This is a genomic window from Cerasibacillus sp. JNUCC 74 (assembly GCF_053667775.1).
This window is the reverse complement of record NZ_CM132207.1, coordinates 75,523-90,294: the sequence shown is the minus strand read 5'-3', so window position 1 is coordinate 90,294 and position 14,772 is coordinate 75,523. Positions and strand designations below refer to the sequence as shown.

Annotated in this window: 15 protein-coding genes; 1 reads left to right on the top strand and 14 read right to left on the bottom strand. The window is 36.8% G+C overall.

Annotated elements, in window-relative coordinates:
- Nucleotides 1–9 precede the first annotated feature (9 nt).
- From ispE to metG, 9 genes are all read right to left on the bottom strand, one after another.
- Entirely contained in the window at nt 10–861 is an 852-nt protein-coding gene (gene ispE / locus JNUCC74_RS00405; RefSeq protein ID WP_077317503.1) for a 4-(cytidine 5'-diphospho)-2-C-methyl-D-erythritol kinase, read from the bottom strand.
- A 222-nt stretch (nt 862–1,083) separates the two neighbouring features.
- Complete coding sequence (locus JNUCC74_RS00400; RefSeq protein WP_077317504.1) at nt 1,084–1,263, bottom strand: small, acid-soluble spore protein, alpha/beta type; 180 nt, start codon at nt 1,261–1,263, stop codon at nt 1,084–1,086.
- Between the two features lie 175 nt (nt 1,264–1,438).
- Nucleotides 1,439–1,705 (bottom strand): biofilm formation stimulator Veg, encoded by a 267-nt coding sequence (gene veg, locus JNUCC74_RS00395; protein WP_077317505.1) that lies wholly within the window; start codon nt 1,703–1,705, stop codon nt 1,439–1,441.
- A 417-nt stretch (nt 1,706–2,122) separates the two neighbouring features.
- The gene (gene yabG / locus JNUCC74_RS00390) at nt 2,123–3,004 is read right to left on the bottom strand and encodes a sporulation peptidase YabG (protein WP_077317506.1); all 882 of its coding nucleotides are present in this window, start codon (nt 3,002–3,004) and stop codon (nt 2,123–2,125) included.
- A gap of 322 nt (nt 3,005–3,326) precedes the next feature.
- Nucleotides 3,327–4,211: a 16S rRNA (adenine(1518)-N(6)/adenine(1519)-N(6))-dimethyltransferase RsmA gene (gene rsmA, locus JNUCC74_RS00385; protein WP_454066517.1), complete on the bottom strand. Its 885-nt coding sequence runs from the start codon at nt 4,209–4,211 to the stop codon at nt 3,327–3,329.
- A 2-nt stretch (nt 4,212–4,213) separates the two neighbouring features.
- The gene (gene rnmV, locus JNUCC74_RS00380) at nt 4,214–4,774 is read right to left on the bottom strand and encodes a ribonuclease M5 (RefSeq protein WP_077317508.1); all 561 of its coding nucleotides are present in this window, start codon (nt 4,772–4,774) and stop codon (nt 4,214–4,216) included.
- Nucleotides 4,775–4,991: 217 nt separating this feature from the next.
- A complete protein-coding gene (locus JNUCC74_RS00375; protein ID WP_454066516.1) occupies nt 4,992–6,239 on the bottom strand; it encodes a ubiquitin-like domain-containing protein in 1,248 nt (415 codons plus the stop codon).
- Nucleotides 6,240–6,508: 269 nt separating this feature from the next.
- The gene (locus JNUCC74_RS00370) at nt 6,509–7,279 is read right to left on the bottom strand and encodes a TatD family hydrolase (RefSeq protein WP_454066515.1); all 771 of its coding nucleotides are present in this window, start codon (nt 7,277–7,279) and stop codon (nt 6,509–6,511) included.
- Between the two features lie 857 nt (nt 7,280–8,136).
- Nucleotides 8,137–10,113: a methionine--tRNA ligase gene (metG, locus tag JNUCC74_RS00365; RefSeq protein ID WP_454066514.1), complete on the bottom strand. Its 1,977-nt coding sequence runs from the start codon at nt 10,111–10,113 to the stop codon at nt 8,137–8,139.
- 794 nt (nt 10,114–10,907) lie between these two features.
- Between metG and JNUCC74_RS00360 the strand changes: the two genes are divergently transcribed.
- Complete coding sequence (locus JNUCC74_RS00360) at nt 10,908–11,186, top strand: AbrB/MazE/SpoVT family DNA-binding domain-containing protein (RefSeq protein WP_077317512.1); 279 nt, start codon at nt 10,908–10,910, stop codon at nt 11,184–11,186.
- A 359-nt stretch (nt 11,187–11,545) separates the two neighbouring features.
- Here the strand turns inward: JNUCC74_RS00360 and rsmI are convergent, their stop codons facing one another.
- From rsmI to JNUCC74_RS00335, 5 genes are all read right to left on the bottom strand, one after another.
- Nucleotides 11,546–12,415 (bottom strand): 16S rRNA (cytidine(1402)-2'-O)-methyltransferase, encoded by an 870-nt coding sequence (gene rsmI / locus JNUCC74_RS00355; RefSeq protein ID WP_454066513.1) that lies wholly within the window; start codon nt 12,413–12,415, stop codon nt 11,546–11,548.
- On the bottom strand, nt 12,393–12,683 hold the full coding sequence (locus JNUCC74_RS00350; RefSeq protein WP_077317514.1) for a GIY-YIG nuclease family protein: 291 nt from the start codon (nt 12,681–12,683) through the stop codon (nt 12,393–12,395). The genes rsmI and JNUCC74_RS00350 overlap by 23 nt, the downstream gene beginning before the upstream one ends.
- A complete protein-coding gene (locus JNUCC74_RS00345) occupies nt 12,673–13,416 on the bottom strand; it encodes a tRNA1(Val) (adenine(37)-N6)-methyltransferase (RefSeq protein WP_454066512.1) in 744 nt (247 codons plus the stop codon). The genes JNUCC74_RS00350 and JNUCC74_RS00345 overlap by 11 nt, the downstream gene beginning before the upstream one ends.
- Nucleotides 13,417–13,569: 153 nt before the next feature.
- Nucleotides 13,570–13,890, bottom strand: a complete 321-nt coding sequence (gene yabA / locus JNUCC74_RS00340) for a DNA replication initiation control protein YabA (RefSeq protein WP_454067800.1) — start codon at nt 13,888–13,890, stop codon at nt 13,570–13,572.
- A gap of 52 nt (nt 13,891–13,942) precedes the next feature.
- The gene (locus tag JNUCC74_RS00335) at nt 13,943–14,767 is read right to left on the bottom strand and encodes a PSP1 domain-containing protein (RefSeq protein ID WP_454066511.1); all 825 of its coding nucleotides are present in this window, start codon (nt 14,765–14,767) and stop codon (nt 13,943–13,945) included.
- Nucleotides 14,768–14,772: the final 5 nt, after the last annotated feature.

The following is a 14,772-nucleotide window of genomic DNA, read 5'->3' as shown; positions in this document are numbered from 1 at the left end:
CCAATATAATTATCCTAACAGTCTTACATAGTATACTTCCTCACAAAAGCCTCGCATGCCGTTGTAAATTTTCCTCGCTTTCCTCTCATGCTCGACGAGGCCATATACCGTTGGACCACTGCCGCTCATTAACACAGCAGCTGCTCCAGCTTGTTTCAACACATGTTTAATTTGCTGTACTTCGGGATATTGTTTTATAGTTAAAGGCTCTAAGGCGTTACCTAAGCTTTGGCAGAGATTTTCAAAATTATTTTCTTTCAATGCTTTAATGACTTTAGCTGTTTGTGGGTGAACAATATCCCCCATTACAATCTGTTGGAAAATTGTTCTGGAGGATACCCCGATATCTGGTTTAGCTAAAACTACCCAGCAAGAAGGTGGTGAAGGAAGTGGTTCTACAATTTCTCCACGCCCTTTAACGATTGCTGTTTGTCCACAAATACAAAACGGAACGTCTGTACCTAATGTTGCTCCTAATTTGAGCAGCTCTTCTTCCGAAATTTGCATCGACCATAGCCGATTTAGACCTTTTAAGACCGCCGCAGCGTCTGCACTTCCACCAGCAAGCCCTGCAGAAACGGGGATATTTTTTTCAATGGTAATATGCACTCCCTTATGTATCCCATAAGTTTGTTTAAATAAAGATGCAGCTTGATAAGCTAAATTTCGTTCATCGCTTGGGACATATCTACTTTCTAATGAAATTTCAATACGGTCTTCAGCTAATTCATTCAGTTTAATACGATCGGCTAAATCGATCGTTGTCATAATCATTTCTATATTATGGTAGCCATCGCTTCTTTTGCTTAAAACATCAAGTGATAAATTTATTTTAGCGGGTGCTTTTTCAAATATTGCCATCGCCCGTCACCTTCTTGTTTTTAGATAATGAAATTGTAACATATTCCAAATTATCGAGCGACTGCAAAAGGAAAAGCATATACACCTATATGTTTTAAGCAACTGTACAATAAGGTTTAAAACGATTTTTCACGAGAGAGCGTCTTTCTCTACAATAAAATTTTTACACGCTTAAAATTACCTTACAGCAAAGTAATGGGTATAAAGACAAGGCAAATCCGATTAGGATTTGCCTTGTTGCATACTTGCTTCGGCTTTTTCAATAGCTCGTTTCACCATATTTCCAGCATCACGTGCTTTTATGCCGCCCCAGCCTTCCCTTTGCACCGTGTCGTAAAATCCTAACTCTTTGGCAATTTCTTCTTTCAATTGGTCTGACATCATTCCACGTCGTCTAGCCATGAAAGAACAACCCCCTTTAACGTAATGAGTAATTACGACACTTTTAGTATGCGCATTTATTCCAATAACAAAACCGTTATATGTAAACAAAAAAGGAAACATTTAGGGGGGTGTTTAATAAATATTAAAAGTATTCTGTTAATTAATTCTAAAACAAAAGCAGTAAACATATGGTCTACTGCTCTACAGCGGATGCAATGTTTCGATCGTCCATGAATTTAAGTTCCACTGTTTCGGTTAAAACGTCTGCATAGCTATATGAAACACGCTCGAATGCATTTTCTTCTTGGTCAAGCTCAACGATAAATACAGAAGGATAGGTTTCAGCCAGGATCCCGGACCGCTCAATTGTTTTTCTTCTACCACCATTCGCTTTAAGCTTTAACCGTTTCCCTACCTGACCTTCAAGACCTTGCTTAATTTCGATTAATGTTTTCGCCACTATACTCCACCTCACTGTAAATAAGCATACCACAAACTTGTACATCAGTCAAATGAAACTATATATTATATCAATATTATATTTTCATTGTCAATAATTTATTTCCCTAATTTCGTTTATTATTTGTAATTGTTAACTTTTTATGCACATTTTGCTTGGGAATCTTGACTAATGGAGAGAGATGCCACTTAACTTTTTCAATGTTATGGGAAATTATATCTCTTTCTACATGGTAAATATCTTTTTTTAGAAAAACTTGGCTTGTCGCTAAGTATTTAACGAAAGCTGTAGTTTTTCTTATACTATAAACTCTAAAATTTTATACTTTTCTATAGTATAAAATAACTTCTTCTAGGTTACATCCGAACGCCTGCGTTTTTGTTCTAACTTGTCCTTTTTAAAAAAGCAACCTCACCATTAAGGTAAGCTGCTTAAGTCTTGTTCTTCTTCTATATAGGGCAGACCTGTCCTTAGTAAGCCTTTAGTGTCCACACCTCCCACTCCTTTATTACCTGTTAGTGTATTGCGAATGGCATCCCATACACTTACCTTCTCCATAAAAGGGGTAAAAGCAATTTTAGCAACGATATACACAGGATCTAAGGCATGGATGTTTACGCGTAATGGAGAACTGGCAAAATTAGCCCCAGCGCGAATTAAGGATTCAAAATGCGATTGACATGCCCCGGCAAAAATAATTAACTGATCCAAATTTGGATTCATTTTTCTCGCTTCACGAACTGTCTCAACAAAATACTTCGAATTCCTATAAGCACGAATATCATGCTTTGGTCCTTTATTTTTAGAAAATGAATCATGACCAGTAATCACAATAATATCTGGATGAATTTTTGTTACCAGTTCCACAATCTGTACCGGCATTTCCCGTTCATGTAGGTGCACACCATGTACCTGAAGACCAATCCGGTTGTATAGTTCTATACATTTTTTTAAATACGTCTGATCGCCATCTACATGTAAAACCTTTGCTGGGAGTTGAAAAAATGACGCTTCATGCGTAAAGCCATCCGTTGCCTGATAATTGCGTTTTTCCTTCATCAAATGATAGTCTTGACGAAACAGGCGATAAGAGAATTCTTCCTTTTCTTTTCCTTTCTGTCTGCGCTTTTGTAATTCTCGTTCTTGAACTGATCTTAAATCAGATATCGGCGCATCTGCTTTGAGACGAATATCTTCGCCAACTAAATCTGCATACTCATCTTTTACAGACGAAATCCGAAACAATACATCATGATTATAAGAATATCTTGTTACTAAATCTCCTTTTGTAAAGCTCATTCTCCACCTCACAGCCTTCCTTGCCCAAACGTTTAATATATCTTATGAATTGCCCAAAAAACTGTGCGTCAGACACAAGTGCATCTGCTTTATTATTGGACAGATTTTTTAAAGGTGGGTATAAATTGAACATTACTCAAAAATCGTTTTTCTCTACGAAAAAGTAATCAAATGTTAAGATCGTTACGTCCTTTACAAAGATTGAACATTTTTAGCCATAAAAATGCTCCTCTCATATAAATAAATCCCCCCTGAAAAGCAAATATAGCCTGCCAGGGGGGATTAGGGTAAATCAAGGGAAGTGAATCCTTTGTTCATAACATCACTCAGATATTGTACGATAAAACGCATTTGCCGCAGCAGCAAATTCTTCTATACTTAATGATTCTCCTCGTCTTGTTCCATCTATACCAACTTGATTAAGAATCGACGTAATTTCATCTTTTATTAAATTAGCTCTAAAAAGGTTTGCTAAATTATTTCGTAATGTTTTCCTTCGTTGCGCGAAACAAGCCTGAATGAACGAAAAAAAGTACGCTTCATTATCTACTTCAACAGGCGGGACTTTACGCGTAACTAATTTTAAAATGCTTGAATCTACATTTGGCTGAGGCATAAACACACTCTTTGGGACATGCATCACTACTTCTGCCTCTGTATAATATTGAACGGCAAGTGTTAACGATCCATAACTTTTACTATTGGGACGTGCAGCCATACGGTCTGCTACTTCTTTCTGAATCATTACGGTAAAACTTTCTATAGGTAATCGATCTTTTAACAGCTTCATTAAAATAGGTGTTGTTATATAATAAGGCAAATTAGCAACAAGCTGAACGGTTTCTTCAGCTGGGAAATGAGCAGCAATCAGTTCTTTAACATCGGCTTTTAAAATATCTTGATGGACGATTTCAATATTGTTATATGGTCTAAGTGTATCAGCTAATACTGGTAATAGACGCTGATCAATTTCAAACGCTAGCACCTTCTTCGCATGTATAGCCAATTGCTCCGTTAATGCCCCGATTCCCGGTCCTATTTCAATAACCCCTACATCCTTAGCGATTCCTGCATGGCGAATAATATTTTCTAAAATATTACTGTCCACTAAAAAATTTTGCCCCAAACTTTTCTTGAAAGAGAAATTATATTTATTCAGTATTTCCTTCGTACGAGACGGGGTAGCAATATATTTATGGGCTGTCATCCTCATTCATCCTCCTGCATGATTTGCATCAGCGCTTGTTCTAATTCATCTTTACTAATTTTAAACATCGTTAATCGTTTTATTAGCTGCTTTCCATTGGTATGACCAATGTGTAATATTTCCCCAAGACGCTTCCGTTTTTGTGCAGCTTCCATGCCGCCAATTAATCCATAATCGATTAGATCCGCCTTTGTTATATTACTTGTAAACGTTTCTTGCAGTTCATATACAGACGCTAATGCTCGCTGGATCGCTTGAATGGAGGCATGTTCAATTCCTAAGCTTTTATTTTTCGAGTGCTTTGCTTTTGCTTGATCACGTGTCAAAAACGCATGCTTACAACCAGGAACAGCTTGATCTATAATATGACGAATACGTTCTCCAGGATAATCTGGATCGGTAAAAATAATAATTCCCCGCTTTTGCTTTGCATGTTGAATTTGCTTTAGAATGGATGGATTGATCGCAGAACCATTTGTCTCAATTGTATCAGCGTCTACTGCTTGCAGAACCTTTGCTGTATCATCTTTTCCTTCTACGACAATCACTTCTTTTACTTTCACACTCGTCCCTCTTCCTACATATCTTCATCTTTGTTTCTTAGTATAACCATTATATCCTAGCACGCTTTGTTTTATGATTCTATTCGAATGTCGCTCATTACAGGTAAATTAACTTAGGATTCATCCTAAAAGTCCAATGCGAGCGCCTTACGGAACCTTAGAGGCGGGATAAAACAAATCATGCTCTTATCACTATAACATGATAAGAGCATGATGATTAATTTAAAATTTTTACAGTTACGGTTTTAACTCCCCAACTATATGCAGCCTGTTTAGAAGGCACATGCACATCAATCCGGTTTCCAACAATGTGTCCTCCTGTATCCGATGCAATAGCCTCGCCATAACCCTCAACCCGAACTTTTGAGCCTAATGGAATAACACTTGGATCAACAGCGATAACCTTCATATTTGGGTTTGCTTTTAAATTAATCCCTGTCGCTGTTAGACCTGAACAACCATTACAGGTAGAGGTATATGCGCTTGCTGTCATAGTAAACGTTTTTCCCGTATCAGTATTAGTTTCACTCGAGGAAGCATCGTTATTATCAGAAGTTGGCTTCTTATTCGATAACGTTACTAGGTTTTGTTCCTGCTTTGGCTCCTTTGCACCAATTGCAACAACTCGATTTTTACTTTCTTCAATAATTTCCTCATTGATAAGTTCTCTACTTACTTCTTTGCCATTTTCTTTAATAATTTCATAAACCTTTTTAACCTTACCGTCTTTTCCTTCCGACAAGACTCTTGTTTCACCTTGTGCTAAACTGCTGTCCTCTTTTTTTTCGGTTGAAAATGCCAGTTTTTCCATGACACTATCTTTTTCTTTTTCCACACGGACAACTGTAACGGTCATATTTTCCATAACCTTTTCATCTAATGCAGGCTTTACTTTGTCAGCGCTGTCTTTTGCATATTCTACCTTTGCTTTTTCCAGCAAGTCTGCCACCGTACCGCCTGTGGTCCAAATACGTTTTTCTTTCCCACCATCATTAATTGTAATCTGGAATGCCTGATTTACTGTTATATGCAATCCATCTTCAATGGCGTCGCCTTCGGTATAAGATACATCGTCTTGTTCTTGAAAAGAAAGTTTATTCTCTTTTAAAAATTCATCTATCGTAGCTGCCGTTGTATAATATTCTTTTTGTTCTCCGTCAATAGTCACGAACACTTGCTTTGCTTTGATGTAATTGATTTCCATTCCGTTTTTAATGGAATCATCTATGTTGTGGGATAAGTGATCATGCTCTCCGACGTTAATATCTAAATCAGCTAGTAATTCCCCTATGGTGTTTTTATGCGTTTTTACTGTTTTCTCTTTTCCGTCTTCTATGAATACGACTTCAGCTTTGGTCGCCTCAAATAAAGTGAATCCAGAAAGTAAAACAAGCGCTAAAACACCGACACACGAAATTACTAACTTTAATGTCGACGCCGGCATTAGCTTTGAAAACATTCGCATGCTTCAGCCTCCCTCTTAATGCATTTTGATTATAGTAACAGTTATATGCAAAGTCAAAGTAATTCCAATTACGTTTGTATTACATTTCGGTTACACGTGAAAAATAATCGCTTTTTATTTTTTCTGAAATCACTTGTAACAATTGATACATATGGGATTAACCAGCTATTAAAAAGCTAAGAAAAAAAGAAGGAAAGCAATGAAGCAATCCTTCTTTTTTCCGTGTTTTTCCTATTTTTTCGCAAATTGTTTTACTTTTATTACAACCCTCATATATTCAAACGAAAGAGAGAAATGGCATTTCTTGTCGTCGCTTCACTAATTTTTTCCAAACTCATGCCCCTAAGTTCTGCTATTTTCTCTGCTACTAATTTTACATATGCTGGTTCATTTCTTTTTCCTCGATATGGATGTGGAGCTAAAAACGGTGCATCAGTTTCAATTAATAATCTGTCCAGAGGTACTTGAACAGCAACCTCTTTTGGTAGTGTAGCATTTTTAAATGTAACGGGTCCACCTAGAGAAATATAAAAGTTCATATCTAAACAGGTCTGTACATAATCAGCAGAATCATTATAGCAATGCATAATCCCACCTACGGATGCTGCATCCTCTTCTTTAAGAACTTCAATAATATCTTCTGTTGCCTCCCGATTGTGAATAATGATCGGCATGTTCAGCTTTTTAGCTAAACGTATCTGTTTACGAAAAACTTCTATTTGTACATCTTTCGGCGACTTATCCCAATGATAATCTAGTCCCATTTCTCCAATAGCCACTACTTTAGGATGAGCGGAGAGCTCCTCTATCCACTCTAATTCACGATCTGTCATATCGATCGCATCAACTGGATGCCAACCGACTGCAGCATAAATGGTCTTATGTTGTTCAGCGATTTCTATCGCCAAAGGAATCGTCTCGCGATCAAAACCGACGACAACCATATATTTTACTCCTGCTGCAAGCGCTCGTTTAATTGTTTCATCACGGTCTTCAAAAAAATCTCTAGCATTTAAATGCACATGGGTATCAAATAACAATTTCTTCACTCCTTTAAGAGGTTGTTCTAAAAGTCCAATAAAAATGACTCGACGAATTATTTCACACATTAGAATGTATAAAATTTTAAAACCAATGTAGTGAAAATGTTACCTCTTATTTATGGTCCGTATTTTCCTCGCTTCTAACAGTATTTATTAACCTGACCAACATCGTGAGAAAAACAGCTCTGACCCTGATTCGTTTGGATTGACTGTACAAGGAAAGCTTCTTGATTAAACATCACGGCTTTTTTCAAGGACAAGAATAGCAAAAAGCTTCATCAGCGGTACATCATACGAAGAAAAAGGCGGTTTTCTTTTTTCCCAGAAAAAACGTTACATTTTTAACCTTTGTTCCACTTCAAGGAGAAAAATACTCCTTGTATAAAAGTTTCATTGTCACGTTAGAAGTTTCCAGTTTTTACCCAATAACCAAACACTTGCTCTTTTATGTCTAGCTTATACCTTCGAAACATAGCGAACGACGACTGGACAGGACGCAGCCGTATCAGCATTGTAAAACGTCGACAGTAATACTATAACTTTTCTCCGAACGCCTGAGATCATAGCCGACCTTGGTCCTTTTTAACCTCTTTTTTGAACTGAACCACAAATAAAACGAAGCAGGATGGCATTTAGGAAAAGACCAAGCTTTATCCCGTATGTAAGGTGCCGTAAGACTCCCACTTCGAGCCTGAGTTGATACAATGGGTCTAAATGGGGAGAAAACGGCATCTAAATGCCCGATTCATTCAAGGGCCTTTAGGTCATACCCTTGCGGTACTAACATTTCTTGGGAAAAAGCATTCCAAGAAATGAAGTTTCACTTTATTAGCATTGGTCTTTTTTCACCTATATTATTTTACAACCGATCCATTTGGAAGAGATGATTCTACAGTAGCTAATACAAGCTTGCCTGCTTTATCTTCACCAGAAAGAATCATGCCTTCTGATTTTTCTCCACGTAATTTAACCGGCTTTAAGTTTGTTACACAAATAACTTTCTTTCCTACTAATTCAGCAGGCTGATAGTGTTTAGCAATACCTGAGACAACTTGACGTTTTTCATTACCTAAATCCAGTTGGAGTTTTAATAGCTTGTCTGCATTTTTTACAGGCTCTGCTTTCAATACTTCAGCAACACGCATATCTAATTTCATAAAATCATCAAACACTATTTCTTCTTTTGCCTCTGCTGATTTTTTTACCTGTTTTTTCGGTTCTTGAGTATTTTGCATCATCGCTTTAATTGCCTGTACTTCTTTTTCTACATCTAGCCGTGGAAAGATCGGCTTGCCTTTTTGTACCTTGATTCCTGCTTTAATTTGCCCTTCTTTATATAGGCTGTCCCATTGTTTCAGTTCTTCGTCCATAATATTTAACTGACGGAAAATTTCCGCAGGCGCATCTGTAAGAAATGGCTGCAGCATAACAGCAATCTTACGTAAATATTCAGCAAGATGAGCCATGACATTCCCTAGACGGTTCTGATTGGTCTCGTCTTTTGCTAATACCCAAGGCTCTGTTTCATCAATGTACTTATTTGTCCGACTAATTAATTGCCAAATAGAAGCCAGCGCCACAGAGAATTGCATTGCTTCCATTGCTTGCTCTACTTTTTTCACTGTTTCTTTACCAAATGCTTCTAGAGCTGTATCAATATCTGTCTCAGAAGCTTGGTAAGCTGGCATTTCACCAGCAAAATATTTGTTAATCATCGCAACAGTACGATTAAGCAAATTGCCTAAATCATTCGCTAAGTCATAATTAGTTCGTTCAACAAATCCTTCCGGTGTAAAAACTCCATCAGAGCCAAATGGCACTTCACGCAGTAAATAATAACGAAGTGCATCTAAGCCATAACGATCGATCAACTTAACCGGATCGATGACATTGCCTTTTGATTTAGACATTTTTCCATCTTTCATTAAAATCCAGCCATGGGCAAATACCTTCTTCGGTAGAGGCAGATCTAAAGCCATTAGCATAATCGGCCAATAAATGGTATGAAATCTAACAATTTCCTTACTCATTAAATGAACATCAGCTGGCCAATATTTCTGAAATTTGGAATTATCGTCAGTACCATACCCTAAAGCAGTTATGTAGTTGGTCAATGCATCAATCCATACGTAAATAACATGCTTTGGATCTCCGGGTACTTTAATCCCCCAATCAAAGGTTGTTCTAGAAACAGCTAAGTCCTCTAATCCAGGTTTAATAAAATTATTTAACATTTCATTTTTGCGGCTTTCGGGCTGAATAAAATTTGGATTTTCGTCGTAGTATTGAATAAGCCGATCGACATATTTACTCATCTTAAAGAAATAAGATTCTTCTTTTACCTTCTCTACTGGACCTCCACAATCTGGACAATGTCCTTCATCTAATTGTCGCTCCGTAAAAAATGATTCACAAGACGTACAATACCAGCCCTCATACTCGTCTAAGTAAATGTCACCTTGCTTAACAAGTTGATCAAAGATTTTGGCAACGATTTTTTTATGACGTTCTTCCGTTGTACGTATAAAATCATCATTTGTTATTTTTAATTTTTTCCATAATTTTTGAATACCGGCTACAATATTATCTACATATTCTTGTGGGGTAACCCCGCTTTCTGTAGCCTTCTTTTGAATCTTTTGTCCATGTTCATCCGTCCCTGTCAAATACATGACATCAAACCCGCGCATCCGCTTATATCGTGCAACAGCATCTCCTGCTACTGTTGAATATGCATGACCAATATGCAATTTTCCACTAGGGTAATAAATCGGTGTCGTTATATAAAATGTTTTCTTATCGTTTACCATAACCGCTACCTCCTTGTACATCAACCTACATCCTTTTCTAAACTATTACTATTGTAGCTTTTCTCATGCTATTTGCCAAATAGTGTGTAGAAAAAATTTTCCGTAGAAATGAACAAAAGCTAAAAGCGCTCGATGCACCAACTAGACCTTCTAAACGAGATTAAAGTGAAACTTCATTTCTTGGAACGCTTTTCCCCAAGAAATGTTAGATAACCAATCGGGCATCCTTCTCACCTAACGTATAAAGATAAATTGACCAGCACCATTAAAATTTATCAAATTGGTATAGCCAAGTTACAAGATACCGGGGGGGTTAAAAAACATAGAGAATTGTATTTGCTAAAGTTTATAGAAACAAATAATTGACTTTCCCTTTGCTTAGACATTAGCATTTTTACAATACACAAATACAATACTAAAAATGGTAACCCTTGGAATAAAATCGTCGGGATTTTTGGCAAATATGCTCCATTAATTACCTTTTAGATTTCACCCGAAAGCGTTAGGAATGAATATGGTAAAAATTTGTCGAATAAACTTCCAATTTTTATATTATAATCATCGCGTTCTCTCCTTCACTAGTATTGACAAAGAACACCTGAAACAGACCTTAAATAAAGGGATATCGACCATGGTCAAATTATTTAATTTTCTGGTAAATAATTATTGACAGAAAAAAGAAACACTGGTATTCTATTGCATAGAAACCTGTCGAAATATGACGATTTTTCTAGTTACTAAATTTATTGGAGAACGCTGACACTTACAATAATAAGTATAGTCACGTTGTTCCTACCGTAGGGGGGAAAAGTAATTTGAAGTCCACCGGAATTGTCCGTAAAGTTGATGAACTTGGCCGTGTAGTAATCCCAATGGAACTTCGACGTACACTGGAGATCCAAGAAAAGGATGCTATGGAGATTTACGTTGAAAATGACAAAATTATTCTCAAAAAGTATAAGCCTAACATGACTTGTCACCTTACAGGAGAAGTATCTGATGATAACTTGTCCTTGGCAAACGGTAAACTAGTTCTCAGCCCAGAAGGTGCAAAACAATTAGTTAAAGAAATAGAATCGAGATTAAACAATTAATTGTACAAAGAAGTGTGCGCCCATTTCAGTCGCTTCGTACCTGTGCCTGTACCCGTATTTCTATACGCTAAAAAATAAAAAGTTTACAATTACAAAACTTTTTATTTTTCTAGATTGATCATGGCATCAAGGTTGATTTTATTCCCTTACATGGGCGCAAAAAAAATACTATACTACCTTTACGTTATCAAAAAGGTCGGATGCATGCATATTGCACGTCAGACCTTTTTTTGCTGTCCATTTATCCCACATCTTACTGCCAATAAATGCCCCATTGGTTCAAGAGCCTTTAGGTCATACCCTTGCAGTCTAACCATGAGTGGGGATGAAAGAAAATCCCCATTCATGGAAGTTTCACTTTATTCATTCATATGGTATTTCTGATATACTTCGCGTTTTGGCAATTGCCTTTCTTTTGCTACAAGCTTAATAGCTTCCTTGCTAGACATACCGTTCGTTCTGCGATAATAGTCAATATGTTCTTCAATGCTCAACCGGCTCCACCATAAACTATTTTGCTGAGAAGCTTGTAATGCGCCCTCCACTACGATACAGCATTCCCCTTTAATCTCATGATTGCTTACATATGTGAGCACTTCTTCCAATGTACCACGAAGATATTCTTCAAATCGCTTTGTTAATTCTCTTGCAAGCGTCGCTTTCCGATTCCCTAATACTTCTTGCAAGGCTTTTAAGGTGTCTTTTAAACGGTATGGCGATTCATAAAATAATAATGTCGCCTGTATCGAAGCTAATCGATCTAATTCAGCTTCTTTTTCCTTTTTCTTACGTGGTAAAAAACCATAAAAATAAAACTCTTTAGCTGATAGACCGGAACCTACTAATGCACATAAAGCAGCATTTGCCCCTGGTAAAACTACGACAGAAATATCCTCGGCAACAGCTGTCCGAACCAATTCCTGACCTGGATCGGAAATAACCGGCATTCCGGCATCACTTACCAGTGCAATCGATTCTCCATTTTTCACTCTCATTATTAATTGATCTTCTCGGGCTAATTTATTATGTTCATGATAACTAATTAGCGGTGTAGCTATATCAAAATGCCGCAATAAATTTTTCGTGTTTCTCGTATCCTCAGCAGCAATCACAGACACCGATGTCAAAATAGATAATGCTCGGTAGGTAATATCCTCTAAATTACCAATCGGCGTAGGAACAACGTAAACCGCAGCCTCTTTTTGCTCAAAACTTTTCTGTAATTTCATAACTCACCACTTCTTTCAGTCTATCCCGAATAAGTTGTAATTTCCCTTTCCTTGTAAGCTGTTTAATTTCATATTCTTTTTTCATTGCCTGCACTTTAGTAGGAAATTGTTCTACATAAACAACCCGAAAAGGTCCTCTCCCACGTGTATATTTTGCTCCCTTTCCTTCCTGATGCATTTTTAGTCGATGCTCCAAATTGTTTGTATAGCCTGTGTAAAGTGATCGGTCCTTACATAGTAAGATATATACGATATGTTTATGTTCCATAAATAATTTCCTTTGCTTCTTTTGTATATTCTCCAGCTTCATTATAAATATATAAAGGAGGCAATATCTTTAGATCCGCTTTACCATCTCTTGTACCTTCTATTAAGAGCATGTTAGCTTCACGTCCTTGTTTTGAATAAACAAGCTGTAAGCGTTTAGGCTCCAGTTTGTATTTACGAAATAAGCTAATAATATCTACAAGTCTACCCGGTCTGTGCACCATAGATACTTTTCCACCAGGTCGAACATATAATTTACAGGCTTTAACCACATCTTCTAATGTACAATATACCTCATGTCTAGCAATAGTAAGATACGGATTTTCATTATGTTCTGATTCCAGTGGTGTAGGAAAATATGGTGGGTTACAAGTAACTGCATCAAAGCTGCTCTGTCCAAGAATTGGCTGTAGTTTTTTTAGATCCTCATGTATCATATCTATTTGTTCAGTTAACCGATTGAGCTTCACATTTCTTACAGCCATATCATATATTCTCTCTTGCAATTCCACACCAGTGATCTTTGCTTTCGTTTTTCTCGATAATAATAGTGGAATAACTCCATTTCCTGTACATAAATCAAGTATCTTTCCTCTTTTTATCGGTACATACGCAAAGTTAGCCAACAAAACAGCATCTAAAGAAAAAGAAAAAACCTCTGGGCTTTGAATTATTTTCATCCGTTCTTCTGCTAATAAATAATCTAACCGTTCGTTGTCATATATTTCAACCATATAAGTATCCTTTCTTTATTTTTTCTTGTACCAAAAATAAAGGAGAACTATTTATGATTATACTATTCCAGTTTTTTTACAATGTAATAAAGGCTGCCCCAAAATGAAAGCAGCCATACACCCGTCCCCTGCAAAAAAACAGGGAAGCTTATTTTATTTTGTCTTATTAAGAAAATCCAAACAAAAAATACAATCTTCATTGCGCCGTGGACTGCCAAATTCCAGATTACAAATATGAAAACCTTCTTCGTAAAGACGAGCCAAGTTATCATAACCTTCACCTGGGAAACTTTTCCCTTGCTCCTTTTTTCTGTCATGATCATCCATATCTTTACCACCAGAATTTGTATGTTGTAAATGACTGCGAAGATTATGATTTTCCATTACAAGCCGATGATTTTCTTCTAACAAATCACTTAGCTTTCCTTTTAAATCTCCTAATTGCTCATATAACTCCCCTATTTGCTTTTCCATATCAGAAACCTGATCAAAAATCTGCCTGTTCTTCTTCACGCTACTCACCCCGTTATTCTGTGGCCTGCGCTAAAATTCCTTCATCAATTAATTCATCTAAAGTATATTCAATCACACGTTCTTTTTCAGGGATTTCGATTTGGATGAGTTGTTCTAGGATGTTTAAGCCAACTACCTTACCGTTTCCAAACGGGGTATTTATCTTCTCCCCGATATCTGGTAGTTCACGCTTAGCCGTCTCATAATCATCATTTTCATATTTTAAACAACACATTAGCCTGCCACATAGACCAGAAATTTTAGCCGGATTTAATGATAGATTTTGATCTTTTGCCATTTTAATAGACACAGGTTCAAAATCTCCCAAAAAGGTAGAACAACACAGCATTCTGCCACAAGGCCCAATTCCACCTAGCATTTTTGCTTCATCACGCACACCAATTTGCCTTAATTCAATGCGCGTTTTAAACATGGCTGCAAGATCTTTTACTAAGTTTCTAAAATCCACTCTGCCGTCAGCTGTAAAATAAAAAATAATTTTATTACGGTCAAATGTATATTCTACTTCTACTAGATTCATTTCTAATCCATGTTCTTTTATTTTTTCTGTACAGGCAAGAAGGGCACTCTGTGACCTTTCTTGATTTTCGACAACTGCTAATTTATCTTTTTCCGTAGCAATGCGAATTACCTTCTTTAAAGGTAAAACAACATCCTCTTCATCGACCTGTTTATTGGTAAGAACGACTTTGCCGAATTCGATTCCGCGAATCGTCTCTACGATAACATAATTATCTAAGGAAATCGTCTCTCCCCCTGGATCAAAATAATATATTTTACCCGCTTTTTTGAAGCGGACGCCTATTACTTCTATCATTCCCT

Bases quoted from the DNA above. Each gene is read 5' to 3' on its own strand.
- ispE (WP_077317503.1), bottom strand. From the start codon at position 861: ATGGCAATATTTGAAAAAGCACCCGCTAAAATAAATTTATCACTTGAT.
- JNUCC74_RS00400 (WP_077317504.1), bottom strand. From the start codon at position 1,263: ATGGCTAGACGACGTGGAATGATGTCAGACCAATTGAAAGAAGAAATT.
- yabG (WP_077317506.1), bottom strand. From the start codon at position 3,004: ATGAGCTTTACAAAAGGAGATTTAGTAACAAGATATTCTTATAATCAT.
- rsmA (WP_454066517.1), bottom strand. From the start codon at position 4,211: ATGACAGCCCATAAATATATTGCTACCCCGTCTCGTACGAAGGAAATA.
- JNUCC74_RS00375 (WP_454066516.1), bottom strand. From the start codon at position 6,239: ATGCGAATGTTTTCAAAGCTAATGCCGGCGTCGACATTAAAGTTAGTA.
- metG (WP_454066514.1), bottom strand. From the start codon at position 10,113: ATGTACAAGGAGGTAGCGGTTATGGTAAACGATAAGAAAACATTTTAT.
- rsmI (WP_454066513.1), bottom strand. From the start codon at position 12,415: ATGAAATTACAGAAAAGTTTTGAGCAAAAAGAGGCTGCGGTTTACGTT.
- JNUCC74_RS00350 (WP_077317514.1), bottom strand. From the start codon at position 12,683: ATGGAACATAAACATATCGTATATATCTTACTATGTAAGGACCGATCA.
- JNUCC74_RS00345 (WP_454066512.1), bottom strand. From the start codon at position 13,416: ATGGTTGAAATATATGACAACGAACGGTTAGATTATTTATTAGCAGAA.
- yabA (WP_454067800.1), bottom strand. From the start codon at position 13,890: ATGGAAAAGCAAATAGGGGAGTTATATGAGCAATTAGGAGATTTAAAA.
- JNUCC74_RS00335 (WP_454066511.1), bottom strand. From the start codon at position 14,767: ATGATAGAAGTAATAGGCGTCCGCTTCAAAAAAGCGGGTAAAATATAT.